Origin of the sequence: Mycolicibacter senuensis (assembly GCF_003284925.1) — a bacterium.
GTDB classification, from domain to species: domain Bacteria; phylum Actinomycetota; class Actinomycetes; order Mycobacteriales; family Mycobacteriaceae; genus Mycobacterium; species Mycobacterium algericum_A.
In genome coordinates this window covers 1-24,094 of record NZ_QMEX01000024.1, presented here as the reverse complement: position 1 = coordinate 24,094, position 24,094 = coordinate 1, and the positions used below count along the sequence as shown (strand labels likewise).

General features: G+C 67.1%; 25 protein-coding genes. 11 read left to right on the top strand and 14 right to left on the bottom strand.

What is annotated here, in order from left to right; genetic code table 11:
* Window positions 1-8: 8 nt before the first annotated feature.
* The gene (gene tenA / locus DQP56_RS08990) at window positions 9-677 is read left to right on the top strand and encodes a thiaminase II (protein WP_112684618.1); all 669 of its coding nucleotides are present in this window, start codon (window positions 9-11) and stop codon (window positions 675-677) included.
* A gap of 23 nt (window positions 678-700) precedes the next feature.
* Window positions 701-2,203: an Asp-tRNA(Asn)/Glu-tRNA(Gln) amidotransferase subunit GatB gene (gene gatB / locus DQP56_RS08985; protein WP_112684616.1), complete on the top strand. Its 1,503-nt coding sequence runs from the start codon at window positions 701-703 to the stop codon at window positions 2,201-2,203.
* A 273-nt stretch (window positions 2,204-2,476) separates the two neighbouring features.
* On the opposite strand, the gene gjpA is transcribed toward gatB, so the two are convergent.
* Both gjpA and DQP56_RS08975 read right to left on the bottom strand, forming a co-directional pair.
* Window positions 2,477-3,526, bottom strand: coding sequence for an outer membrane porin GjpA (gene gjpA / locus DQP56_RS08980; RefSeq protein WP_112684614.1), 1,050 nt, complete (start codon window positions 3,524-3,526; stop codon window positions 2,477-2,479).
* A gap of 316 nt (window positions 3,527-3,842) precedes the next feature.
* Entirely contained in the window at window positions 3,843-4,964 is a 1,122-nt protein-coding gene (locus DQP56_RS08975) for a PQQ-dependent sugar dehydrogenase (protein ID WP_370493256.1), read from the bottom strand.
* A 146-nt stretch (window positions 4,965-5,110) separates the two neighbouring features.
* On the opposite strand from DQP56_RS08975, the gene DQP56_RS08970 reads away from it, so the two are divergent.
* Window positions 5,111-5,914: a DoxX family membrane protein gene (locus tag DQP56_RS08970; RefSeq protein WP_112684612.1), complete on the top strand. Its 804-nt coding sequence runs from the start codon at window positions 5,111-5,113 to the stop codon at window positions 5,912-5,914.
* Window positions 5,915-5,947: 33 nt separating this feature from the next.
* Here the strand turns inward: DQP56_RS08970 and DQP56_RS08965 are convergent, their stop codons facing one another.
* On the bottom strand, window positions 5,948-6,286 hold the full coding sequence (locus DQP56_RS08965) for a PH domain-containing protein (RefSeq protein ID WP_112684650.1): 339 nt from the start codon (window positions 6,284-6,286) through the stop codon (window positions 5,948-5,950).
* Window positions 6,287-6,452: 166 nt separating this feature from the next.
* Between DQP56_RS08965 and DQP56_RS08960 the strand changes: the two genes are divergently transcribed.
* From DQP56_RS08960 to ilvC, 5 genes are all read left to right on the top strand, one after another.
* The gene (locus DQP56_RS08960; protein WP_112684610.1) at window positions 6,453-7,118 is read left to right on the top strand and encodes a TetR/AcrR family transcriptional regulator; all 666 of its coding nucleotides are present in this window, start codon (window positions 6,453-6,455) and stop codon (window positions 7,116-7,118) included.
* Entirely contained in the window at window positions 7,115-7,981 is an 867-nt protein-coding gene (locus tag DQP56_RS08955; RefSeq protein ID WP_112684608.1) for a metal-dependent hydrolase, read from the top strand. Before DQP56_RS08960 ends, DQP56_RS08955 begins: the two co-directional genes overlap by 4 nt.
* A 209-nt stretch (window positions 7,982-8,190) precedes the next feature.
* The gene (locus DQP56_RS08950) at window positions 8,191-10,047 is read left to right on the top strand and encodes an acetolactate synthase large subunit (protein WP_112684606.1); all 1,857 of its coding nucleotides are present in this window, start codon (window positions 8,191-8,193) and stop codon (window positions 10,045-10,047) included.
* Window positions 10,047-10,559 (top strand): acetolactate synthase small subunit, encoded by a 513-nt coding sequence (ilvN, locus tag DQP56_RS08945; protein WP_083039088.1) that lies wholly within the window; start codon window positions 10,047-10,049, stop codon window positions 10,557-10,559. Before DQP56_RS08950 ends, ilvN begins: the two co-directional genes overlap by 1 nt.
* A gap of 47 nt (window positions 10,560-10,606) precedes the next feature.
* Window positions 10,607-11,620: a ketol-acid reductoisomerase gene (ilvC, locus tag DQP56_RS08940; RefSeq protein ID WP_083039086.1), complete on the top strand. Its 1,014-nt coding sequence runs from the start codon at window positions 10,607-10,609 to the stop codon at window positions 11,618-11,620.
* A 162-nt stretch (window positions 11,621-11,782) separates the two neighbouring features.
* Here ilvC and DQP56_RS08935 read toward each other — a convergent pair whose 3' ends face one another.
* A complete protein-coding gene (locus tag DQP56_RS08935) occupies window positions 11,783-12,406 on the bottom strand; it encodes a hypothetical protein (RefSeq protein WP_112684604.1) in 624 nt (207 codons plus the stop codon).
* 333 nt (window positions 12,407-12,739) lie between these two features.
* On the opposite strand from DQP56_RS08935, the gene serA reads away from it, so the two are divergent.
* Window positions 12,740-14,326 (top strand): phosphoglycerate dehydrogenase, encoded by a 1,587-nt coding sequence (serA, locus tag DQP56_RS08930; RefSeq protein ID WP_112684602.1) that lies wholly within the window; start codon window positions 12,740-12,742, stop codon window positions 14,324-14,326.
* A complete protein-coding gene (locus tag DQP56_RS08925) occupies window positions 14,323-15,339 on the top strand; it encodes a 3-isopropylmalate dehydrogenase (protein ID WP_112684600.1) in 1,017 nt (338 codons plus the stop codon). Before serA ends, DQP56_RS08925 begins: the two co-directional genes overlap by 4 nt.
* Window positions 15,340-15,376: 37 nt before the next feature.
* On the opposite strand, the gene pcaDC is transcribed toward DQP56_RS08925, so the two are convergent.
* From pcaDC to DQP56_RS08880, 9 genes are read right to left on the bottom strand one after another with little or no spacing between them, the layout of a single operon-like run.
* Window positions 15,377-16,537 carry a bifunctional 3-oxoadipate enol-lactonase/4-carboxymuconolactone decarboxylase PcaDC gene (gene pcaDC / locus DQP56_RS08920; protein WP_112684598.1) on the bottom strand — a complete coding sequence of 387 codons (1,161 nt, stop codon included), beginning with the start codon at window positions 16,535-16,537 and terminating at the stop codon, window positions 15,377-15,379.
* The gene (gene pcaB / locus DQP56_RS08915) at window positions 16,534-17,733 is read right to left on the bottom strand and encodes a 3-carboxy-cis,cis-muconate cycloisomerase (RefSeq protein WP_112684596.1); all 1,200 of its coding nucleotides are present in this window, start codon (window positions 17,731-17,733) and stop codon (window positions 16,534-16,536) included. Before pcaB ends, pcaDC begins: the two co-directional genes overlap by 4 nt.
* The gene (pcaG, locus tag DQP56_RS08910; RefSeq protein WP_112684594.1) at window positions 17,730-18,281 is read right to left on the bottom strand and encodes a protocatechuate 3,4-dioxygenase subunit alpha; all 552 of its coding nucleotides are present in this window, start codon (window positions 18,279-18,281) and stop codon (window positions 17,730-17,732) included. Before pcaG ends, pcaB begins: the two co-directional genes overlap by 4 nt.
* Window positions 18,278-19,024: a protocatechuate 3,4-dioxygenase subunit beta gene (gene pcaH / locus DQP56_RS08905; RefSeq protein WP_112684592.1), complete on the bottom strand. Its 747-nt coding sequence runs from the start codon at window positions 19,022-19,024 to the stop codon at window positions 18,278-18,280. The genes pcaG and pcaH overlap by 4 nt, the downstream gene beginning before the upstream one ends.
* A gap of 30 nt (window positions 19,025-19,054) precedes the next feature.
* Window positions 19,055-19,783 carry a 3,4-dihydroxyphthalate decarboxylase gene (gene phtC, locus DQP56_RS08900; protein ID WP_234825563.1) on the bottom strand — a complete coding sequence of 243 codons (729 nt, stop codon included), beginning with the start codon at window positions 19,781-19,783 and terminating at the stop codon, window positions 19,055-19,057.
* On the bottom strand, window positions 19,780-20,595 hold the full coding sequence (gene hcaB, locus DQP56_RS08895; RefSeq protein ID WP_112684591.1) for a 3-(cis-5,6-dihydroxycyclohexa-1,3-dien-1-yl)propanoate dehydrogenase: 816 nt from the start codon (window positions 20,593-20,595) through the stop codon (window positions 19,780-19,782). The genes phtC and hcaB overlap by 4 nt, the downstream gene beginning before the upstream one ends.
* The gene (locus tag DQP56_RS08890; protein WP_112684590.1) at window positions 20,592-20,852 is read right to left on the bottom strand and encodes a dihydrodiol dehydrogenase; all 261 of its coding nucleotides are present in this window, start codon (window positions 20,850-20,852) and stop codon (window positions 20,592-20,594) included. Before DQP56_RS08890 ends, hcaB begins: the two co-directional genes overlap by 4 nt.
* Window positions 20,849-21,475, bottom strand: coding sequence for a 3-phenylpropionate/cinnamic acid dioxygenase subunit beta (locus DQP56_RS08885; protein WP_234825562.1), 627 nt, complete (start codon window positions 21,473-21,475; stop codon window positions 20,849-20,851). The genes DQP56_RS08890 and DQP56_RS08885 overlap by 4 nt, the downstream gene beginning before the upstream one ends.
* Entirely contained in the window at window positions 21,472-22,911 is a 1,440-nt protein-coding gene (locus DQP56_RS08880) for an aromatic ring-hydroxylating dioxygenase subunit alpha (RefSeq protein ID WP_112684589.1), read from the bottom strand. The genes DQP56_RS08885 and DQP56_RS08880 overlap by 4 nt, the downstream gene beginning before the upstream one ends.
* A gap of 121 nt (window positions 22,912-23,032) precedes the next feature.
* Between DQP56_RS08880 and DQP56_RS08875 the strand changes: the two genes are divergently transcribed.
* Window positions 23,033-23,836: an IclR family transcriptional regulator gene (locus tag DQP56_RS08875; RefSeq protein WP_112684588.1), complete on the top strand. Its 804-nt coding sequence runs from the start codon at window positions 23,033-23,035 to the stop codon at window positions 23,834-23,836.
* Window positions 23,837-23,843: 7 nt separating this feature from the next.
* Here the strand turns inward: DQP56_RS08875 and DQP56_RS08870 are convergent.
* Window positions 23,844-24,094: FCD domain-containing protein (locus DQP56_RS08870; protein WP_114475769.1), on the bottom strand; the 251-nt coding region annotated here is incomplete at its 5' end.

Genomic DNA, 24,094 nt, shown 5'->3' with positions numbered 1-24,094 from the left:
CCTGAGGCATGGCAGACCGTATGCGCGACGTGCTCTGGGCCGATATCGCCGGGATCTACCGGCGCATCTGCGAACACCCCTTCATCACCGGGCTCACCGACGGGTCGCTGGGCCACGACCGCTTCCGTTATTACATTGCCCAGGATGCCCACTACCTGCGGGCCTACGCCCGGGCACTTGCCGGTTGCGCGGCCAAGGCGCCGGTCGAAGCGGAGCTGACGATGTTCGCCGAACATGCCGGTGTCGCGCTCGGCGCCGAGCGCGAGCTGCACACCGGGCTGCTCGCCGAGCTGGGAATGGACACCGCCCAGGCGGCCGCACTGCCGATCACCCCGACGACGCAGGCCTACGCGAGCCACCTGGTGGCCGTCACCGCATCGGGTTCCTACGCCGAAGCCGTCGCCGCGGTGCTGCCCTGCTACTGGGTCTATGCCCGGGTCGGCGAACATCTGCAGCGCCACGGTTCACCGGTGCCACTGTTCCAGCGCTGGATCGACACCTATGCCGGCGAGGATTTCCAGGCCGTGGTCGACGCGGTGCTCGCCGTCACCGACGGTATCGGTGCGCAGGTGTCGCCGGCCACCGGGGAACTGATGCGGCGGCATTTCCACACCAGCGCGCGCTACGAGTGGATGTTCTTCGACGCCGCCTACCGGACGGAGGACTGGCCGGTGTGACCCGGTCACCTAGACTTTGCGCCATGACCGCTGCTGTCGCCGACCTGCTCGACTACGACGACGTCATCGCCCGCTTCGACCCGGTGCTGGGCCTGGAGGTGCACGTCGAGTTGTCCACGGCCACCAAGATGTTCTGCGGCTGCTCGACCGCGTTCGGCGCCGAACCCAACACCCAGGTGTGCCCGGTCTGCCTCGGGCTGCCCGGATCGCTGCCGGTGCTCAACGCCGTCGGTGTGGAGTCGGCCATCCGGATCGGGCTGGCACTCAACTGCGAGATCGCCTCCTGGTGCCGCTTCGCCCGCAAGAACTACTTCTATCCCGACCAGCCCAAGAACTACCAGATCTCGCAGTACGACGAGCCGATCGCGTTCAACGGTTACCTGGACGTGCCGCTCGACGACGGCACGACCTGGCGGGTGGACATCGAGCGCGCCCACATGGAGGAGGACACCGGCAAGCTCACTCACGTCGGCAGTGACACCGGCCGCATCGAGGGTGCCAGCGAATCCCTGGTCGACTACAACCGGGCCGGCGTCCCGCTGATCGAGATCGTCACCAAGCCGATCACCGGGGCCGGCGAACGTGCTCCGCAGATCGCCCGGGCATACGTGACCGCGCTGCGGGACCTGCTGCGCTCGCTGGATGTCTCCGATGTGCGGATGGATCAGGGGTCGATGCGCTGCGACGCCAACGTCTCGTTGATGCCCCGCGGCGCAACCGAATTCGGAACGCGCACCGAGACCAAGAACGTCAACTCACTGAAGAGCGTCGAGGTGGCCGTCAGCTACGAGATGCGCCGCCAGGGTGCGGTGCTCACCGGTGGCGGCACCGTCATCCAGGAGACCCGGCACTTCCATGAGGCCGGCTACACCAGCCCCGGACGGACCAAGGAGACCGCCGAGGACTACCGCTATTTCCCCGAGCCCGATCTGGAGCCGGTGGCGCCGAGCGCCGAATGGGTTGAACGGCTGCGCGGCACCATTCCCGAGCTGCCGTGGCTGGCTCGCAAGAAGATTCAAGACGAATGGGGCATCTCCGACGAGGTGATGCGCGATCTTGTCAACGCCGGCGCGGTCGAACTGGTTGCCGCCACCGTGTCAGCCGGGGCATCCAGCGAGGCGGCTCGGGCCTGGTGGGGAAACTTCCTGGTGCAGAAGGCCAACGAGGCCGGCGTCGAGCTCGACGCGCTGGCGATCACCCCGAAGCAGGTCGCCGACGTGGTGGCGCTGGTGGATTCGGGCAAGCTGTCCAACAAGCTGGCCCGCCAGGTGGTCGAGGGGGTGCTGGCCGGTGAGGGCGAACCCGAGCAGGTGATGACCGACCGTGGCCTGGTCGTGGTGCGCGACGATTCGGTGATCCAAGCGGCGATCGACGCGGCGCTGGCTGCCAATCCTGATGTGGCCGACAAGATTCGGGGCGGGAAGGTACAGGCGGCCGGTGCGATCGTGGGCGCGGTGATGAAAGCCACCAAGGGTCAGGCCGACGCCGCCCGGGTCCGGGAACTGGTGCTGGCGGCCTGCGGGTAAACGCCGGGTCTCAGCCGGAGACACCGCCGTTGATCTGCTGCGGCCGGCAGGCCCGCGGGTGGTTCCGGTGCTCGAAGATGAACTGCAGCCACCGAACGTCGATCAACATTGTGTCGTCATCCTTTTCCCTAGATGACTCCCAAGGTAAGCCGGATATTTAAGGCGGTCGGGCGGGGGCGGTAAAGCTTTTGTGAGAACCGGTCCGGCCGCGTCGACGACACCAGTGGCCCCCTTCGGGATCGAAGGGGGCCACTGGTGTGGCAACGAACAGTCCTACAGGCCGATCGAACTCGCGAGGTCGGCGAGCAGGTCGCCCGCCGCGGAGCTGCCGGTGCCGGCCAGGTCGTCGAGCGGATTGCCCACGCCATCCCAGCCCAGCGCGTTGGCGATGATCTCCTGCAGGCTCTGCCACGCACCCAACAGCCCGACGCCGTGGCCGTCCACCACCAGCGGGAAGCCCATGAGCCCGGTGGTCAGCCCCAGGCCGTTGATGATCGACCCGCCGATGCCGGGGGAACTGCCATCGTTGATCAAGTTGACGAAGCCCTCGACGTCGGTGCCGGTGACGCCGGGGGACAGCAGCCCGCCGAAGGTGTAACTGAGCGCGGTGACGTCCAGGTCCGCGGGCAACAGCCCGGCCTCGGTCAGGCTCGGCAGCAGCGCGTCCAGGTTGAGCGTGGCCCCGTTGAGAAGCCCGCCGATCATGTTGGCAGGGAGGTTGGCCATGTCCTGCAGTGCCGCCGTCCAATCCGGGTTGTCGCCGGTCAGTGCGGTGCTGATGTCGCTGATGGTGTTGCTCAGCGCGACCAGTGGGCTGAGGGACGGGCCGAGCGCACCGATCAGCACACCGCTGAGCGGTGACGCCAGGAAAGAGAGAACCGGCAAGAGCTCATCGGTGGTGAGAGGGAAGTCATCGGGCAGGTACTGCGGCAACACCAATGTGATCAGTGCCTGCAGCGCGTCATTGCTCAGCAGCAGCGGCGACATCGGCAGATCGGTTTGCATGCTGGGCTGCACAACGGCGTCGATGACGGCTTGCGGGTCGATGGACACGCCGTGCATCAGGTCATAGATCAGCTGCTGTCCAGCCACCATCGGGGCCGCGGACATCTCGTCGAACAGCGTGGTGGCGTTCGTCTTGGCGGTGTCGAACACGTCCTGCCAGGCGGCGAACGGATCGAAGTCCGCGGTTAGCACCACAGCGTGCGAGCTGCCGGCAGGCAAGCTGGGCAGCGGGGCGGTGACCGGGGCGGCGGCGATGGCGCCGGCGCCGGCGAGTGCCGCGGCAGCGACGACCCACGGCGAGCGAACAATGTTTTGCATGGGGCTCCTAATTACAGTTTCTGTGACGGGTAGCACAGCGCGTGAAAGGTTACTTGAAAGTAGCTTAGGTGCCAATGATGACTGACTTTGTTTGACGCGCCCGTCACCGGATGCCGGACCGTGGTGCATTTTATCGGAGCGTGCCGAGGGAGAACCCCAGGTAGGAATGATTTCGGTGGATCTGGATGGCGTATTCGCCGCCGCGTCAGCGCCGTCTCCGAGTCCATGCGGAGGCGACCCGGCCGACCGTGCCCGGGGCACCGATGAAATTTGGGCTGAGACGGTTTAACAGACGTTCAGCTCAACGCATCGTTGCTCAGTCTTTGTCGTCGTTGGCGCGAGGGAAGCCGCCGCCTGACGGGAACAGCGGGAACACCACATCGTCGAGCTTCTCCGCGTCGCCGGCGGTCTTGTTCACCGTCGCGCCCCAGACGTTGCCGTCCGGCGACATCTCGACGGCCCAGACGTGGCCGTGGGTGTCTTGGCGCATGACCTCGGGTTCGCTGGTGACCGAACCGGTACCGGCGGCCAGGCGTACTGCGACGGTCTGCTTGGTGTTGATCAGGTTGACCAGCACGATCCCGTCCATCGCGGCGCAGCCGGCGACGCCGGGTTTGTCCGGCCACGTCCACACCGTCGAGACACGGGAGTCCTTGGTGATGCGCTGCAGGCGGTCGCCGCTGGGGCTGCGGTCGGTGACGTAGAGCGAGCCGTCGACATGGTCGATGCACAGCCCGCCGCCGGCGCCCAGCCCGCTCAGCGCGGTGGTGGGGGCGGCCTGCCCGATCGTCGTCGGCTGCTCGATGCGCAGCACCTTGCCCGCCGTCGAGCCCGGGTCGGCGGCCGCCGCCGGGTTCCCGGCATCCCCGGTCAGCACCACCAGCGTGGTGGGACTGGTGAAGATCAGCGCGCCGGTGTTGCCGGTAGCGCCCTTGGGAATTCCGGTCAGCAGGTCCTTCGGCACGTCGCCGTCGGCGATCCGGATCACCCGGTTGTCGGTGGGGGTACTGATGTAGGCGTACATCAGCCGGTCCTGCCGGTAGGTCGGCGACAGCACGATGTCCATCAGTCCGCCGTCACCGGCCGGGTCGACGCCGATGACAGTCTTCACCTTGGGCTCGGCGGTCAGCGAGATCTCCTTGACCGCGCCGGTGGTCCGCTCGGCGACCAGCGCCGACTTGCTGTCGGCGTGCATGATCAGGCCGCTGGTGCTCTCCAGGCAGCCCTGCATCACCCCGGGGGCCGGGCACTGCTTGGGAAACGGGTTGGCGGGCAGCGGCGGGGGCGGCGGAGGGGTCGTGGTGGGTGCCATGCCGCGGCGCGGCACCGTGGTGAACGGCTGCGATTGAGCGTCATCGAAGTGCGCGCAACCGGTCAGCACCAGCAACACCACACCCAGCACGACAGGCACCCGAACAACCGCCCTGCGCATCCGCATGCCCGACAGGGTACGGACACCGCGTTCCGTTTCGCCACGATGCCCGCCGCAGCAGCGCCTCGCCCGGCCGCACCGAGCCGGAATCGATTCGCTAACGAAGCCGTTCAAATCCCCAATCGCGCCGGGGTTGCCCTTACCCTTGCAGGGTGAAGAGTCAAGGTGAGGGCTCACACTGGCGTCGGCCGGGTGATGCTGGCGACGCAGGCAAAGGACGTCCCAAGTCGGCGCGTCTGGTAGATCCGGAGGACGACATGCCATCGCCGACCTATACCGGTGATTTCGAGACAGCTGCGATCCCGCCCTACGATCCGACCGGTTCGCGCCCGCTCGGTGGCGACTACAACCCGCTGCCCTACGCCGAGCCGCAGAGCACCGCCGGGCGAGTGGTCGGTTCCGGCGCGGACACCGACGACCCGTTTCGGGTGGTGGACCGGCGCGGAACCCAGGATCTGGGCCTATTGATCCTGCGGCTGGGCCTGGGTGTGTCGCTGGTCGCCCACGGGCTGCGTCAGCTGTTCGGCTGGTGGGGTGGCCAGGGTCTGACCGGATTGAAGAGCTCGATCGCCGAGGCCGGCTACCAGCACGCCGACATCTTGACCTACGCCGCGGGGGGCGGGCAGATCGCCGCCGGCCTGCTGCTGGTGCTCGGCTTGTTTACCCCGCTGGCCGCTGCCGGCGCACTGGCCTATCTGATCAACGGTGTGCTCGCCGGGGTCTCGCAGGGCCAGGGGCGCTTCGACTACTTCCTGCCCGACGGCCACGAGTACCACATCATGCTGATCGTGGTGGCGGTGGCGATCGTGCTGGTCGGGCCGGGCCGGTACGGGCTCGACGGTGACCGCGGCTGGGCCCGGCGGCCCTTCATCGGGTCGGTTGCGGCATTGCTGCTCGGGATCGCCGGCGGCGTGGCGATGTGGGTGTTGCTCAACGGGGCGAACCCGCTGGCCTAGCTCTGCCGGCAGCCGGCCCCGGGCGGGCCGGCCTCACCGATACGGGTTGGGAACCCGCCCGCCGCTGGCCTCGGTGAGCAGCGGCAGCGTCGCGAAACTGACCGCCGGCAGGCGCAGTCGCTCGCCGTTGCGCAGGTGCGCCCGCGCCCACGATCCCCGGCTGAACCCGAGGCCGGCGATGTCATCCCAGCTCACCGAACGGCTTCCCAGCAGGGTTCGCACCGTGACCTGTTGGGCGTCGGCAACGGTCCGCCACCGCACGATCAGTGCCGAGAACAGCGCCGGAAACAGCAGAAGCGGCGCGGTGAGCGGCCAGGTCATCACCGGGATCAGCAGGCCCAGCGTCAAGAAGCCGACCGCGAAGTGGGCCATCGGGGAGATGCGGATCACCAGCGGTGCGGGATCGTGTGAGGCGGAGGGCACCCCCGCATGATGTCACCGCCGTTCCGATCGGGTGCGGACGGGCGGACGAGCGGGAGACGCCCGAGTGCGTCAAAAAAATATTGACTACTTATTTTAAGTGGGCCATGATGGCTGCATGCCGTCGACCAGACCCCGCCGGACTCAGGCGGAGCGCACCGCCGAGACCCGGCGTGCACTGCTGGACGCGACACTGGACGCGCTGGTGGAAGTGGGTTTCAAGGGAACCACCACCACCGAGGTGGCCCGTCGTGCCGGGGTATCGGTAGGGGCGCTGCAAGGACATTTCCCGACCAAGAACGGCCTGCTGACCGCCGCGATCGAGTTCGCGCTCAACCGCCGCATCGAGGAGTTCCAGGTATTGATGGCCGGGCTGGATCCCGCCGCCGACAAGCTGGACGAAGCATTCGCCCTGCTGTGGTCGATGTTCTCCGGCCCGACTTTCACCGCGACGATCGAACTGTGGGTAGCGGCGCGCACCGATCCGGACCTGGCACCGGCGGTCATCGAAACCGATCGGCAGTTCGCCGAAGCCTGCGAACGGGTCTACGACCAACTGCTGGGCCCGGCCGACATCGCCGGCGACGCCGTCCCGCCTTCGCGCGTCGGCCTGCAGATGGCTTTCGTGCTGATGAACGGCCTGGCGATGTCCCGGTCGATCGACGGCTACGAACCCGTGCCTCCCGGGGACATCCTCGAGACCTTCAAGACGCTGGCCCGGCCACTGGTGGCCGAGCCGGCAGATCCACAACCAACCATTCACCCACCGGAGGAGGCGCCATGACCGTCGAGGAGAGCGGCCGGCAATCCGCGCATCTGGCGGTGCAGCCGCGCCGGATCCGGTTCAACTACCCGGTGGCGGCGTTGCAGCGTCACTTCGTGCAGGGCGACCTGGTGATGAGTCATCTGATCGCGCACCTGTCGGCGGTGTTCCCCGAGGGCGAGGACTTCTTCATTCGTTCGGTGCGCCACTATGCCGGCCAGATCACCGATCCGGTACTGAAGGATCAGGTCAAGGGGTTCATCGGCCAGGAGGTCACCCACGGCCGCGAGCACCGGGCACTCAATGAGCGGCTGCAGCAGATGGGTTACCCCACCCGCAGGATCGACCGACTCGTGCACCGCCGCCTGAAAGCGGCCGAACGACGTTTCTCGCCGCTGACCTGCCTTTCCATCACGGCCGCACTGGAACACTTCACCGCAGTGTTCGCCGAGACCCTGCTCGCCGATGAGCGGGCCCAGGAGCTGCTCGGCACGACGGAGGTGCGGTCCATGCTGCTGTGGCACGCCGTCGAGGAATCCGAGCACCGCTCGGTGGCGTTCGATGTCTACCGCGCCGTCGGCGGTGATGAGATCCGGCGGATCCGGACGATGCGGGTCATCCGATTCAGCTTTCCCATCGCCGTCACGATGAACACCATCATCTCGCTGTTCTCCGACCGGGCCGCCTACCATCCGGTGCGCCTGGTCCGCAGCTTCGCGGCGCTGCGGCACTCACCGTTTTTGACCCGCGCGGTTTTTCGCCGGCTCGGCGACTACCTGCGACCCGGCTTCCATCCCGACGACCACGACAACAGCGTGCTGCTGCAGCATTGGGAGTCCGAGCTCTTCGGCGAACGCGGCTCGCTGGTCGACCACCTGCACTGAGCGCACCCCGGCCATTTGACCCGGGTCGGTCCAGCGACTACCGTCATCCGCTATGGACAACGGCATGCTCGTAGTAGCCCCCTGCGCGTTGGTTGTTGCCTGAGCTTTCAACCACCAACGCGCAACCCTCGTGCAGCAGCTGAGCTGGCGGGGGTTTTTTGTTGCCACCAGTCCCCAAAGACACAGCCGTCGAAGACAAAGAGGAACCCGTGAGCGCACCCACGACCCGACCGCCGGAGCGGTCCGCACCACCGCAGCCGGCCCACGCGGCCACCTCGGCGGAGAAAGCCAGGGCAGCTGCCAAGCGCATCGCACCCGAGCAGCTGACCGGTGCCCAGTCGGTGATCCGGTCGCTGGAGGAACTCGACGTCGACGTCATCTTCGGTATCCCCGGTGGTGCAGTGCTGCCGGTCTATGACCCGCTGTTCGACTCCAAGAAGCTGCGCCACGTGCTGGTCCGTCACGAGCAGGGCGCCGGGCACGCCGCCAGCGGTTACGCGCACGCCACCGGGCGGGTCGGGGTCATGATGGCCACCTCGGGGCCGGGCGCCACCAACCTGGTCACCCCGCTGGCCGACGCTCAGATGGACTCCATCCCGGTGGTCGCCATCACCGGTCAGGTGGGGCGGTCGCTGATCGGCACGGATGCCTTCCAGGAGGCCGACATCTCCGGCATCACCATGCCGATCACCAAGCACAATTTCCTCGTCCGTAACGGCGACGACATCCCCCGGGTGATCGCCGAGGCGTTCCACATCGCGGCAAGCGGACGGCCTGGGGCAGTTCTCGTTGATATCCCCAAGGACGTGCTGCAGGGCCAGTGCACCTTCGCCTGGCCGCCGAAGCTGGACTTGCCGGGCTACAAACCCAACACCAAACCGCACAACCGGCAGATCCGGGAGGCCGCCAAACTGATCGCCGCGGCGCGCCGGCCGGTGCTCTACACCGGCGGCGGGGTGATCCGCGGCGACGCCTGCGCGGAGCTGCGTGAACTGGCCGAGCTGACCAACATCCCGGTGGTCACCACCTTGATGGCGCGCGGCGCCTTCCCCGACAGTCACCGCCAGCACCTGGGCATGCCGGGTATGCACGGCACCGTGTCGGCGGTGGCCGGCCTGCAGCGCTCGGATCTGCTGATCACCCTCGGCGCCCGGTTCGACGACCGGGTCACGGGCCAGCTGGACTCGTTCGCACCGGACGCCAAGGTTATCCACGCCGACATCGACCCGGCCGAGATCGGCAAGAACCGGCATGCCGACGTGCCGATCGTGGGCGACGTCAAGGCCGTCATCACCGAACTGACCGCCGCGCTGCGCCAGGAGAAGGCCGAGCTGGACCTGGATGAGTGGTGGGCCTACCTCGACGACGTGCGCTCCACTTATCCGCTGAGTTACGGTCCGCAGAGCGACGGCAGCCTCGGTCCGGAGTTCGTGATCGAGAAGTTGGGTCAGATCGCCGGGCCCGAGGCGCTGTACGTCGCCGGCGTGGGTCAGCACCAGATGTGGGCGGCGCAGTTCATCAAATACGAGAAGCCGCGCACCTGGCTGAACTCCGGGGGACTGGGCACCATGGGCTTTGCGATCCCGGCGGCGATGGGGGCCAAGATGGGCCGCCCGGACGCCGAGGTGTGGGCGGTCGACGGCGACGGCTGCTTCCAGATGACCAACCAGGAGTTGGCGACCTGTGCGATCGAGGGCATCCCGATCAAGGTGGCGCTGATCAACAACGGCAACCTGGGCATGGTGCGGCAATGGCAGACCCTGTTCTACGGAGAGCGGTACAGCCAGACCGATCTGGCCACCCACTCGCACCGGATTCCCGACTTCGTGATGCTGGCCGAGGCGTTCGGTTGCGTCGGATTGCGTTGTGAGCGTGAAGAAGACGTCGAAGACGTCATCAATCAGGCGCGGGCGATCACCGATCGCCCGGTGGTGATCGACTTCATCGTCGGCGCGGATGCGCAGGTGTGGCCGATGGTGGCCGCCGGCACCAGCAACGACGAGATCCAGGCCGCCCGCGGTATCCGTCCGCTGTTCGACGACGACGACAACGAGGGACACGCCTGATGACCACCGCCTGGAAGACCCACACCCTGTCGGTGCTGGTCGAGGACAAGCCCGGCGTGCTCGCCCGGGTGGCGGCGCTGTTCTCTCGGCGCGGCTTCAACATCGAGTCGCTGGCGGTCGGTGCCACCGAGACCAAGAACATGTCGCGGATGACGATCGTGGTCTCGGTGGAGGACACTCCCCTGGAGCAGATCACCAAGCAGCTCAACAAACTGATCAACGTCATCAAGATCGTCGAGCAGGAGGACGACAACTCGGTGTCGCGCGAGATCGCGCTGATCAAAGTCCGTGCCGACGCCGGCACCCGAGGGCAGATCATCGAGGCGGTGAACCTGTTCCGCGCCAGGGTGATCGACGTCTCGCCGGAGTCGCTGATCATCGAGGCCACCGGCACCCCGGCCAAGTTCGAGGCGCTGCTGCGGGTGTTGGAACCCTATGGCATCCGCGAGATCGTCCAATCGGGTCTCGTATCGTTGTCGCGCGGTCCGCGCGGCATCGGCACGGCCAAATAGTCCCGCCAATACTTCATCGAAGAACGAACAGAAAGAAGTGACACAAAGTGGCAGTTGAGATGTTCTATGACGACGACGCCGACCTGTCGATCATCCAGGGCCGCAAGGTCGGCGTGATCGGCTACGGCAGCCAGGGCCACGCGCACTCGCTGAGCCTGCGCGACTCCGGCGTGCAGGTGAAGGTGGGCCTCAAAGAGGGCTCGAAGTCGCGCCCCAAGGTCGCCGAGCAGGGCCTCGAGGTCGACACCCCCGCCGAGGTCGCCAAGTGGGCCGACGTGATCATGCTGTTGGCGCCCGACACCGCGCAGGCCGAGATCTTCACAACCGACATCGAGCCCAACTTGGTGGCTGGCGACGCGCTGTTCTTCGGCCACGGCCTGAACATCCACTTCGGTCTGATCAAGCCGGCCGCCGACATCGTCGTCGGGATGGTCGCGCCCAAGGGGCCGGGCCACCTGGTGCGCCGCCAGTTCGTCGACGGCAAGGGTGTGCCGTCACTGATCGCGGTCGCCCAGGACCCGCGCGGCGACGGCGAGGCGCTGGCACTGTCGTATGCCAAGGGCATCGGCGGCACCCGGGCCGGCGTCATCAAGACCACCTTCAAGGAGGAGACCGAGACCGACCTGTTCGGTGAGCAGGCCGTGCTGTGCGGCGGCACCGAGGAACTGGTCAAGGCCGGCTTCGAGGTCATGGTCGAGGCCGGTTACGCCCCGGAGATGGCCTACTTCGAGGTGCTGCACGAGCTCAAGCTGATCGTGGACCTGATGTACGAGGGCGGTATCGCCCGGATGAACTACTCGGTGTCCGACACCGCGGAGTACGGCGGCTACCTGTCCGGGCCGCGGGTGATCGACGCCGACACCAAGCAGCGGATGCGCGACATCCTCTCCGACATCCAGGACGGCACCTTCGTCAAGCGCCTGGTCGCCAACGTCGAAGGCGGCAACAAGGAACTCGAGGGGCTGCGCAAGGCCAACGCCGAGCACCCGATCGAGGTCACCGGCAAGAAGCTGCGCGACCTGATGAGCTGGGTGGACCGGCCCATCACCGAGACGGCCTGACGAGCTGATATCGGCCCGATAGCCGTTGGTCTCCAACGGCTACCGTGCCGGACACTGTCCCCACTAACGAGCGGCCCCTGCCATGGCAGGGGCCACTCGCTTATCGTCACGGGCTCGACTGGACCTCCGGCCCGCCCGGGTCCGGTCTGCCGGCGCCGCCCTTTACAGGCCGCCGAACAGGTCGTCGAGCAAGCCGGACAGATCCAGGCCGCCCAGGAGCTCCGACAGGTCGAAGTCGGCGAAGAAGTCGCCGATGCCGGTGAAGATGCCGGACAGGTCGAAGTTGGCGAAGAAGTCGGTGATGCCGGTGAAGATGCCGGACAGGTCGAAGTTGGCGAAGAAGTCGGTGATGCCGGTGAAGATGCCGGACAGGTCGAAGTTGGCGAAGAAGTCGGTGATGCCGGTGAAGATGCCGGACAGGTCGAAGTTGGCGAAGAAGTCGGTGATGCCGGTGAAGATGCCGGACAGGTCGAAGTTGGCGAAGAAGTCGCCGATGAGCTCCGACAGGTTCAGGCCGCCAAAGAGGTCGCCGATGAGCTCCGACAGGTTCAGGCCGCCAAAGAGGTCGCCGATGATCGCCGACAGGTCCAGGCTGCTCAGCAGGTTGCCCAAACCGTCGCCGAGCGAGCCCAGCACACCCTCGAACCCGCCGCCGACGTCGGCGGTGAGCTCGATGACCGGTGTCGGCACGCTCACGGGTGCGACCACCACGGGCGTGGCGGCGATTGCGGTGGCGCCGATGATCGCGGCGCCCGCCAGGGCAAACGGTCGAAGGGTGGCGTTCATGGCTGCTCCTCGAGTTGTGATCCGTGTCATGACTAGGCCTGTGTGTAATGTTCACCACAGAGGAACTGAGATTACACTAAAGTGAAAACAAGTTCGTACTTAATTGCAAATTAACAGCGACACGGGTTTCATACCGACTACGTCCGCCGGCACGGAAGTCGGTCGCCGGCCGAGTTGCTCTGGTCCAGGTGCGGTCCAGCCGCGACCGAAGCGGTGCAGCGCCGGTCTCGGTCAATCCCGGGAATCGACGGCAAAAGCCTTTCCCCTGCAAGGCGGGAAGTGTCCGCCAGCGCCCGGCTACGTCGCTCCTGCGGGCATCGTTAGGCTGTCCGGGTGACTCTGCCCGTGGTACTGATCGCTGACAAGCTCGCCCCATCCACCGTCGCCGCCCTCGGGGATCAGGTCGAGGTTCGCTGGGTCGATGGCCCCGACCGGGAGAAGCTCCTGGCCGCCGTACCGGAGGCGGACGCACTGCTGGTGCGCTCGGCGACCACAGTCGACGCCGAGGTGCTCGCGGCCGGTACCAAGCTCAAGATCGTGGCCCGGGCCGGGGTCGGCTTGGACAATGTCGACGTCGACGCCGCCACCGCACGCGGTGTGCTGGTCGTCAACGCCCCGACCTCGAATATTCACAGCGCCGCTGAGCATGCCATTGCGCTGATGCTCGCCGCCGCGCGGCAGATCCCGGCCGCCGACGCCTCGCTGCACGCCAAGGAATGGAAGCGCTCATCGTTCTCCGGCACCGAGATCTTCGACCACACTGTCGGCGTGGTCGGCCTCGGCCGGATCGGCCAGCTGGTCGCTCAGCGGCTCGCCGCGTTCGGCGCCCACATCGTCGCCTACGACCCGTATGTGTCGGCCGCGCGTGCCGCCCAGTTGGGCATCGAGTTGCTGAGCCTCGACGAGTTGCTCGGTCGCGCCGATTTCATCTCGGTCCACCTGCCCAAGACCCCCGAGACCGCGGGCCTCATCGGCAAGGAGGCGCTTGCCAAGACCAAGCCGGGGGTGATCATCGTCAACGCCGCCCGCGGTGGGCTGATCGATGAGGCGGCGTTGGCCGATGCGATCACCAGTGGTCATGTGCGGGCCGCCGGGCTGGACGTGTTCGCCACCGAACCGTGCACCGACTCCCCGTTATTCGACCTGCCGCAGGTGGTGGTGACCCCGCACCTGGGCGCCTCCACATCCCAGGCGCAGGACCGGGCCGGCACCGATGTCGCCAAGAGTGTGAAGCTGGCACTTGCCGGTGAATTCGTGCCCGACGCGGTCAATGTGGGAGGCGGCGCGGTCAACGAGGAGGTCGCGCCCTGGCTCGATCTGGTGCGCAAGCTCGGGCTGCTGGCGGGCGCACTCTCCGACGGTCTCCCGGTCTCGCTGAGTGTGCAGGTACGCGGCGAGCTGGCATCCGAAGACGTTGGAATACTTAAACTTTCAGCGCTACGCGGGCTGTTCTCGGCGATCATCGAAGATCCGGTGACGTTCGTCAACGCGCCGGCGCTGGCCGCCGAGCGCGGAGTGCACGCTGAGATCGGCACGGCCAGCGAAAGTCCCAACCACCGCAGCGTCGTCGAGCTCAAGGCGGTCACCGCCGACGGCGCGGCCGTGACGGTGGCCGGCACCCTCTCCGGCCCGCAGTTGGTGGAGAAGATCGTCCAGATCAACGGACGGAACTTCGATCTGCGCGCCGAGGGTGTCAACCTGATCATCAACTACTCCGACCAGCCCGGCGCCCTCGGCAAGATCGGCACCTTGCTGGGCTCCGCCGACATCAACATTCACGCCGCGCAACTGTCCGAAGACGCCGAAGGGCCGGCGGCGACGATCCTGCTGCGGGTGGACCGCCCGGTGCCGGCGGACGTGCAGTCGGCGATCACCGCCGCGGTGGGCGCCAACAAGTTCGAGGAGGTCGACCTGGCATGAGTGTCAAACTCGCGGTCATCCCGGGCGACGGCATCGGCCCGGAGGTCATCGCCGAAGCCGTCAAGGTGCTCGACGCGGTGCTGCCCGGCACCGAGAAGACGACCTACGATCTCGGAGCCAAGCGCTATCACGCCACCGGCGAGGTGTTGCCCGACTCGGTGCTAGAGGAGCTCGGCGCACACGATGTGATCCTGCTCGGCGCGATCGGCGACCCGTCGGTGCCGTCCGGGGTGCTGGAGCGCGGCCTGTTGCTCAAAGCACGTTTCGCCCTGGACCACCACGTCAATCTGCGTCCGGCCCGGCTCTATCCCGGGGTCAGCGGCCCGCTGGTAGGCAATCCGGAGATCGACCTGGTGGTGGTGCGCGAGGGCACCGAGGGGCCGTACGCCGGCACCGGTGGTTTCCTGCGGCGCGGCACCGAACACGAGATCGCCTCCGAGGTCAGCGTCAACACCGCATACGGCGTGCGCCGCGTGGTCCACGATGCTTTCGGCCGGGCCCAGCGCCGCCGCAAGCACCTGACGTTGTTGCACAAGACCAACGTGCTCAACTTCGCTGGGGACCTGTGGTGGCGCACGGTGCAGGAGATCGCTGCCGAATACCCCGATGTCGAGATCGCCTACTGCCATACCGACGCCGCGACCATCTATCTGGTCACCGATCCCGGCCGGTTCGATGTGATCGTCACCGACAACCTGTTCGGTGACATCGTCACCGACCTGGCGGCCGCGGTGTGCGGCGGTATCGGACTGGCGGCCAGCGGCAACATCGACGCCACCCGCACCAACCCGTCGATGTTCGAACCGGTGCATGGCAGCGCACCGGACATCGCCGGTCAGGGCATCGCCGATCCGACAGCGGCGATCATGTCGGTGGCGTTGCTGCTGGCACATGTCGGCGAGGACACCGCCGCAGAGCGGGTCGACCGGGCCGTCGCCGAGCACCTGGCCACCCGAGGTGAGGCGAAGTTGTCCACGGCCGCGACCGGCGATCGGATCCTGGGCCTGCTCTGAGTCCGCGGCAGCGGCCCAGGGATCGGCGCTCATCGGATCAGGGTGCGTCGCCGTCCGAACTCTCGTGGTCGGCGAGCACCCGCGCCGCGATGCGGAAAGCCGCATTGGCGTCGGGCACACCGCAATAGACGGCGGTCTGCAACAGCACCTCCTTGATCTCGTCATCACTGAGACCGTTGCGGCGCGCTGCGCGCAGATGCATTGCCAACTCCTCATGGTGGCCGCGGGCCACCAGCGCGGTCAGCGTGACGATCGACCGGCTGCGTCGGTCGAGACCGTCCCGGGTCCAGATGCTGCCCCACGCGTAGCGGGTGATCAGGTCCTGAAAGTCGGCCGTGAAGTCGGTGGTGTGCGCGATCGCCCGATCGACGTGGGCATCGCCGAGCACCTGCCGTCGCACCGCCATGCCCGAGATGTAGACCGGGTCGCGCACCATCCGCTGGTCGAGAATCAGGCTGGCGGTGGCCGCGGGCGCCTCGAGTGGCGCCAGGTGACCGACGCCGTCGAGTGTCACCAGCCGGCCGTGGCGGGCGCCGGAAGCGATACGCCGCAGCGATTCCGGGGGAGTGGCGACATCTTCCGAGCCCGCAACCGCCAACACGGGCACAGTGATCTGAGCAAGTCGCGCGGTGACATCGAAATCGGCCAGGGCCTCGCACGCTTGCGCATACGATTCGGTGTCGGTGAGGCGCAACGCCTCCGACAGTGCCGCGACCGCGTCGGGCCGGCGGTCGGCGAAACCGGGGGCGAACCAGCGTTGCAGGGACGACTCGATGACCGCGCCGGTGCCCGAGGTGCGCACGGTGGCGGCGCGGTTGGCCCAATCCTCGGCCCGTCCGATGCTGGCACCGGTGCACAGCAGCGTGGCGCTCGACAACCGCTCGGGGGCATCGAGCAGCAACTGCAAGCCGACCGCCCCGGCGATGGAGACACCGGCGTAGTGGAACGCAGTGTGCGGCGCGATCTCGTCGGCCAACGCGAGCACGCCGGTTGCCAGATTCGGTATCCCGAATCGCCCTGCCGGGCTGCGGCCGTGGCCGGGAAGATCCCACGCGACGACGCGCAGGTGCTCGGCGAGTCGTTCAGCGGCCGCGCCCCACAGCGTGCTTGCCGAGGTGCCCAGTGATGGCCCCAACAGCAGCAGATCCGCATCCGGCGGTCCGCCGAAGTCGGTCCCGACCAGCCGTGCCACGCTCATGTCGCTCCCGTGGTGTGGCGCGCGCGTTGCAGCACGACATCGATGAGATGGCTTGTCGCGCCGGTGTAGTCGCGCCGGGCCGTACGACCGGTCAACTCGGTCATGGACCGCTGCTCTGCGAGCAGGTCACCGGCGGCGGCCAGGTTCGCCGCGGCACGGTCGGTGTCGATGACCAGGCCGGCGAGCAGTTCGGCGGTCTGGGCTGCGGCCACGACGGTGTGACGGCTCAATGTTCGGAGGGTGGCCCATTCGGCATGCCAGCCGCCGTCGGAGCGCTCATCGACGCTGGCCGCCGACGCGCCGTGCACGGCGGCGCTCAGCGACGGCGCAACCAACGCGGCGCGCCGGATCAGGATGGACAACACCGGATTGCTCTTGTGCGGCATGGTGGATGAACCGCCACCTCGGCCCTCCGCCAGTTCGCCGACCTCGGCCCTGCTGCCGATCGCAACATCGCCGGCGATGTGGCCCCAGGCGTCGCAACAGGTGGCCAACGCGTCGCCCACCCGGGTCAGAACGGACCGGGTGGTGTGCCACGGGGGGCGGTCGGTGAGATCAAGGGCGGTGGCCAGTCGCCCTGACAGTGCGGCGGCGTCGCCGGGTGAGCCGGCCAGCTCCGTGGCAGCCGCCAGCGTCCCCACGGCGCCACCGGCCTGAACCGGAAGTGCCGGTAGCGCGGCTAATGAGTCGGCCGCATCGAGAACCCCGTCAAGCCAATGTGCGATCTTCATGCCGATCGTCGTGGGCAACGCGGGCTGGGTCAGGGTGCGGGCGAGCATGGGACTGTCGCGGTAGGTCTCGGCCAGCTCGGCCAATCGCCGCACCTGCGCGAGGATTTCGCCGTGGATGCGCTCCAGCGCATCGCGAAGACAGAGCATCAGCGCGGTATCGACGACGTCCTGGCTGGTCAGGCCTCGGTGCAGCCAGCGTGCCGGTTCACCGCCGGTGCGGTCACGAAGCAGGGTCACCAGCGCGGGCACCGGGTTGCCGGTGATCTCGGCCGCTACGGCCACCGCCTCGACGTCGGTTGCCGCGATCATCGCGGTCAGGTCGGCTCGCGCCGAGTCCGGCGCGATACCGGCGTCGACAAGCGTACGAAGCCAAGCGTTTTCGACCCGTGCCATTGCGGTCAGAAACGCCGCGTCGCTGAAGATCTGCCCCGCCCGGTGGTCGCCGGGCCACAGCAAGTCCGTCACGGTTGCCCCCGATAACGGAGAAACACCGTCTCCTGGGCGCCCTGCAGCCTGATGTCGAAACGGAACCCGTGCTCGTCGGGCACCGCGATGAGGGTATGGCGCCGATCATCGGGCAACGAGCTGAGCAGTCGGTCGGCGTCGAGCTGCTCGTCGGGCAGGTAGGCGCGGGTGAACAACCGGTTCAGCAGACCGCGTGCGAACACGGCGACCGCGATGAATGGTGTCAACCGTTGCCGTGCACCGGGTTTGATCGTCGTGAAGCTGTAATAACCGTGCGTGTCGGTCGCAGCGCGTCCCCAGCCGGTGAAGGTCCGGCCGTCCCGCCGGAGCGATCCGGTGGCCGTTGACACCGAGCCGTCGGTATCGGGCTGCCAGATCTCCAGCAACGCATCGGGAACCGGCGCTCCGGCGCCGTCGGTGACGGTGCCGTGCAGCCGGACGGCATCGGGTGAGTCGGGGGAGACGAGTTCGTTGCCACGGTCGAACGGCAACGCGAACCCGAAGAACGGGCCGACGGTCTGCCCGGGGGTGGCGGTCAACCTGGTCACCGCGGCTCCTCGAACGGCGTTGCGGCCGGGCCGGTGAGCACCACGTCCCACCGGTAGCCGGTGGCCCATTCGGGGCTGGTGATGTCGTGGTCGTAGCTCGCGACGAGCCGGTCGCGGGCCTGCTGATCGGTGATCGACTGGCAGATCGGGTCCAACGCGAACAGCGGGTCGCCCGGGAAGTACATCTGAGTGATCATCCGCTGCGTGAAATCAGTGCCGAACACCGAGAAATGGACATGCGCGGGGCGCCACGCGTTGTGGTGGTTACGCCACGGGTAGGGGCCCGGTTTGATCGTCGTGAACCGGTAGGAGCCGTCGTCGTCGGTGAGGCAACGTCCCGCGCCGGTGAAATTGGGGTCCAACGGCGCCGGGTGCTGATCCCCCTGGTGGATGTAGCGGCCGCTGGCGTTGGCCTGCCAGATCTCGACGAGTTGCCGGCGCACCGGCCTGCCGCCACCGTCGAGGATGCGCCCGGTCACCACGATGCGCTCGCCGATCGGTTCGCCGGGGTGCTGGGCCGTCAGATCGGCGTCGGCGGCATCGACATCGGAGTCGCCGAAGCAGGGCCCCCGCAACTCGACGGTCTCCGGATCGGTCAGGTGTAACGGCCTTTTGGGATGGCGAAGCCTGCTGCTGCGATACGGCGGATAGTCCAGCCTCGGTTGGCTCTCGCGGGTACCTGCGGCCCGGTACCCGGCCTGGATCGCCGCGATCTCTGCGCTGATCTCCGCCTGGCCCGTCATAGCGTCACGATATCGGTAGGCGTCATCGGTTCAGCCGGTTTCGACTCGGGCGATCTCATGGCGCCAGGCCGCGGCTGCGGTGAACGACGGGCCTAAATCGGGCAGATCTGCCCAATCGGACTCGTCGATTGGTGTCAACGTGCCGCCCGCGGCGCGAATGCGCAGCGACATGGCCGCCAACCGGTCGAGGCTGATCGCTTGCAGGACGGCCTGCGGGACCGTGGCGGCGGCACTGGTGATGCCGTGGCCACGACAGATCACCACCGGCTTTCCCCGCATGGCGGCGACCATCTCCTTGCCCAGTTCCGCGGTGCGGATCAGCACCGCCCTCGGATAGACCGGAACCCCGTCACGAGCCAGCCATGCGCCCGGGATATCGAAGGCGCCGTAGATCGGTTCGATTGTGATACCGGCCAGATCAGCCGCCACGACGGCCGGCGGATGCAGGTGGGCCACCGCGCGGTGCTCGGGATGTGCCAGCAGCGTCTCGACGTGGATCGGCAACTCGTTGGGCACCCGGTAGCCGTTCAATTCGCCTGCTGCCCCGGGTGTTCCGTCGAATCGGATGAGGCGGATGTCGTCGGGCCGGGTGAATGCCACACCGCCGTCGGAGTCGCTGCGGCACCGGATGAGCAGGTGATCTTCATCGATTCGGGCACTGATGTGTCCGAGAATGCCGTCGACGAGGCCCCGCGATGCAGCCACTCGGCACGCTTGTGCGATCTCGGCCCGTAGCACCGTCAGGTCGGCTGCGGTCACGCGTGGTCCCCGGTGGGTGCTGCGGCTTTACCCATCCCGAACCCGCCGTCGGGATGGATGCTTCCGGCAGTGATGCCGCGGGAGCGGTCTGATGCCAGGAACACAAAGCTCCAGGCGTGATCCTGCGGTGTGAGGGCGACATTGAGTGGGGTGCGCGCTGCCAGATCGCGGGCACGGTCGGGGGTGTCGTCCAGGCGGATATGGTCCAGCGACAGGTTGCGCAGGCCGCGCAGGTCGGTGTGCAGCGTTCCGCCCGGTGCAACGCCGTTGACGCGGATGTGCGGGGCGAGTTCGTGGGCGAGCGTGGTGACCAGGCCGCGAACCGCGAACTTCGAGGCGACGTAGAGCACGCCGCCGCGGCCCGGATAGAACGAGGACGTGGACTCGGTGAGAACGATCGAGGACTGCTCCTGGGCTCGCAGCGCCGGCAGGGCCGCCTTCACCGACTGCAGATGGCTCAACACGTTAGTCGTGAACATCTCGTCGAAGGCCGGCGCAAGCTCATCGGTCGATATGTCACCGATGCCCTTGTAGAAGTCGAAGATCCCGACGCAGTTGACCAGCGTGTCCAGTCCGCCGAAGGCCGCGACGGCGGCGGCGACCGCACGCGCGTTGGCCTCGGCCGTCGTCGCGTCTCCCTGTGTCACCGGCAGCCCCGGCAACTGCTGCTGCAGGGCAGCGCATTTGGTGGCATCGCGCTCCAGGACGGCGACCTGCGCTCCCTCTTCGAGATATGCGTCCACGACCGCTCGACCGATACCGGACCCAGCGCCGACGACCAGTGCCCGTTTGCCCTCGAGCCATCGCGTCATGGCAGTTCGGTTTCGTCGCACAGCAGCGGTTCGTGCATCTTTCCGACCATCGCCGCCAGGGTGTAGGCGTTCTGCCACGTCAGCGCTTCGATCTCCAAGGCGTCCAGACTGATCCACTGTCCCGACTTCGGTGAGGTGACGAGCAGCCGCGAACCGTTCCGGGTGTCGACTCGGCGCAACGTCACCTCGGTGAATTCATTGGCGATGGTGATGGTTTCGCCCACCGAGCAACCGATGAGGTCTTCGAGTTCACTCACAGGAACACCGCCAGATTCTGCATCCGAAGGACCGACTCGTCGAGATAGATCGTGCGGCGCGCCAGCTTCCACCCCTGATCGGTGAGACGCAGCAGATCCTCTCGACCGCAGGAGATCGGCGCGGCCTCGTTCACGTCACCACGGCTGCGGAAAAGCAACTCGGCTGACTCCACGATCAGATGCGCGTCATCGTCGCAGGCAAACGTGCGCACGTTGGTGATGTGATGGCGCAGCCGTGACGGCGGATCCTCGGTCCAGGCGTGTTCGGTCGCAAAGCGCGCGACGCGCCGGTTCAGCGAGTACTTGTTCTCGTCGAAGTGGGCCATGCCCGGCGAGGTGTCGAATCCGGCGCCCGAGGCCGTGGTCACCCGGACCGGGGCGAAGTAGTGGATGTCCTCGGTGAGGGTGTCGAGCCATTCGCTGTAGCGCTGTGCGTCCAGGAGATAGGCCTCATCGACCAGGAACTGATGTGCCTGCAGATGCCGGACGTCGTTGAACGGCAGTGGCTTGCCGGTGCGGACCTGCCGGGGCGCATGACCGCCCAGCACGGCCAGCTCCCACGGTCGTGCGGCGTCGCTCGGCCGAGGGAACCCGGCGCGCTCACCTCGTTCGGTCGACGTCATGCCCGGGCCTCCTGGTAGGCCGTCGGGCATGCCGAAACGCCGTTGGTCTGCACCAGCGGGGTAATCCCCTCGGGCTGTCCGCCGATAGCCGCCGGCTCCAGCGGCACCGGAGGCAGTTGCAGGTGATCTGCCCACATCCGCAGAATGGCGCGCTGGTTGTTCTCGTTGTAGCCGACCTGGGCGACACCCGGTCCATGAAACTGTTCCGGCGGCAACGCATTCACCACCGGTGTGTCGTCAGCGAGCAGTCCCATCCGGCCGTTGAGCAGTAGCTGGCGCGCCATCGATCCGGCGGCGGTATTGGTCAGCGAGACCCAGTTCTCCACGTCGTCCTGTTCGAACATGCCGGTGGAACCGAAGCACATCAGGTAGGCCTTGTAGGAGTCCTTCTTGAACTGCTCGGGCGCCGCTGCGTCGACCGCGAACCACGAATACACCTCGGTTTCGTTCTGGCTGATCGGCTGCCAGGTGCGAATCGATATGAACGGCAACACATCGTCGCTGTCTTGGATCTTCGGCCAATTGTGTACCAGGCTCAGGTTCGGAAAGCAGGATGCCGCCGAGATCATGAAGCCGTCGTCGCCGACGACGCGCTGATGATCCTCGGACCACACTTGTTTGATTCGCCCCACCATGTCGTCGGGGTAGCCGACGTAGCGCATCCGCTCCTCGAACGTGCCCGGGGGCAGCTTGTAAGTCGTGCCACCGCCACAGCCGGCCCAATACGTGGCGCCGTCTTTGCGTTTCTGCGCCTTGGGTTCGCGGAACAACCCGATGTCGACGACCGAGGCGTGGGTATGGGGCGTGTGATACATGTCGCCGGCGAAGTTCTCGACGCCGATCTTCCAGTTGGCCTTGATGCGCCACCGCTGCGGGCCGCGCACCTCCAAACCGCTTCGGCTTTGCCTGGTGTAGAAGTCGAGGTAGAACCTGAAGTCGCCGAGAAACTCCTCCAGCGGCGGAGCTTGCGCGTCGAGGCTGATGAAGATCATGCCGTTGTAGCTGGCGAGGTTGGGTGCCGGCAACAACGTCTGGCCTCGCTTCTGAAAGCCTGCCTCGCCGCCGTAGGCCTCCTGGTGAAAGGGCAGGCCGGTGAGTCGCCCGTCGTTACGGTACGACCAGCCGTGGTACGGGCACCGGAAATTCGAGGCATTGCCCATCTCGGCGCGGCACACCTGCATGCCGCGATGCAGGCACATGTTGAACATGGCCCGCACATCGCCCTTCGAGTCGCGGGCGATGATGAACGAGTCGTTGAGGAGTCGCCGTACGACGTAGTCGCCGTCTTGCGGGATCTCCGACTCGTGCGCCACGAACATCCAGGCCCGGCGGAAGAGTCGCTCGCGCTCGAGTTCGAAGATCTCGGCGTCGTTGTAGATGTGCGCCGGCACCATCCCCCGCCGGACCTCGTCGAGGACTTGCCGGTGATCACTCATTGGCGCGACTCCAGTCTCTGAGCCCCAGGGTATCTGCTGCGCAGAGAAAATTCCTGGCACATGGTGGGAACTCTGCCAGGAATGGGTTTTCAAGGTCAATTGACTAGGTAGTCTCTCTGCTGTGCAGAGACAACCGCGCGCGGCCGTCGGCCCCGCCGCCCCGAACCACGGGGTGCCGCAGTATCCGATCGGATCGGTGGACAGGGCGCTCAAGCTCATCCTGTTGCTGGGAGAACAACCGCGGCTCCGTTTGACGGATGCGGCCGAACACCTGGCCGTCGCGTCATCGACGGCCCATCGGCTGCTGGCGATGCTGCAATACCGCGGCTTTGTTCGCCAGGATCCGGTGTCCAAGGCGTACTACCCCGGGCCCGCGTTGCTGAGCGTGGCGTCGTCGGTGTTCAACCGCCTCGACATCGAAGACGCGGCGACCCCGGTGCTGCGCCGGCTCAGCGAACACCTCAGGGAATCGGTTCATATCGGGATGATCGAGGGCGCCCGCGTCCGGTTCATCGCAGCCGCCGAGGGGCCGACGGCGGTTCGGGTCGCATCACGGCTCGGACGCACGATGCCCGCGCACTGCACCTCGACCGGAAAGGCGCTGCTGGCACGCCTGTCCGAGGCTGACGTCGCCCGCCTCTACCCGGACGAGGAACTCGAGCGCGTCACGGCGCACTCGGTCGGCACCAGAACCGAACTGCAACGGGAGCTCAGCCGGATACGACAACAGGGGTACGCGGTGAACCGGGAGGGGAGCGAGGACGGTGTCGCCTCCGTCGCGGTTCCGATTCCAACCCGGGCGTCCGGTGTGCTGCTGGCGCTCAATGCCGCCGCGCCGGTTCACCGCCTGAGCCCGTCGCGGCACCGGGCGGTGGCAGCTCTGCTGGTCGACGCCGCCAAAGAGATCGGCGACCGGATCGGATGACCGGCGGTTACAACGCCAACTGCGCTCTGCGCGCCAGCAGTCGGCGGACCGCATCGTCCATGTGCTCGTCGATCAGCCGGACCGCTGCTGCCTCGTCACCGGCCGCGATTGCCTTACGCAGCACGACATGTTCGGTGACCTGCTCGCGCAGATCGGGATAGGCCTCTTCGAGCTCGCCGAGCAGGATCCGGGTCTCCGAGAGCAGGGTCCGCATCGCCCGGTGCAGGCGGGGACTGCCCGCGCAGTCGACCAGGACCT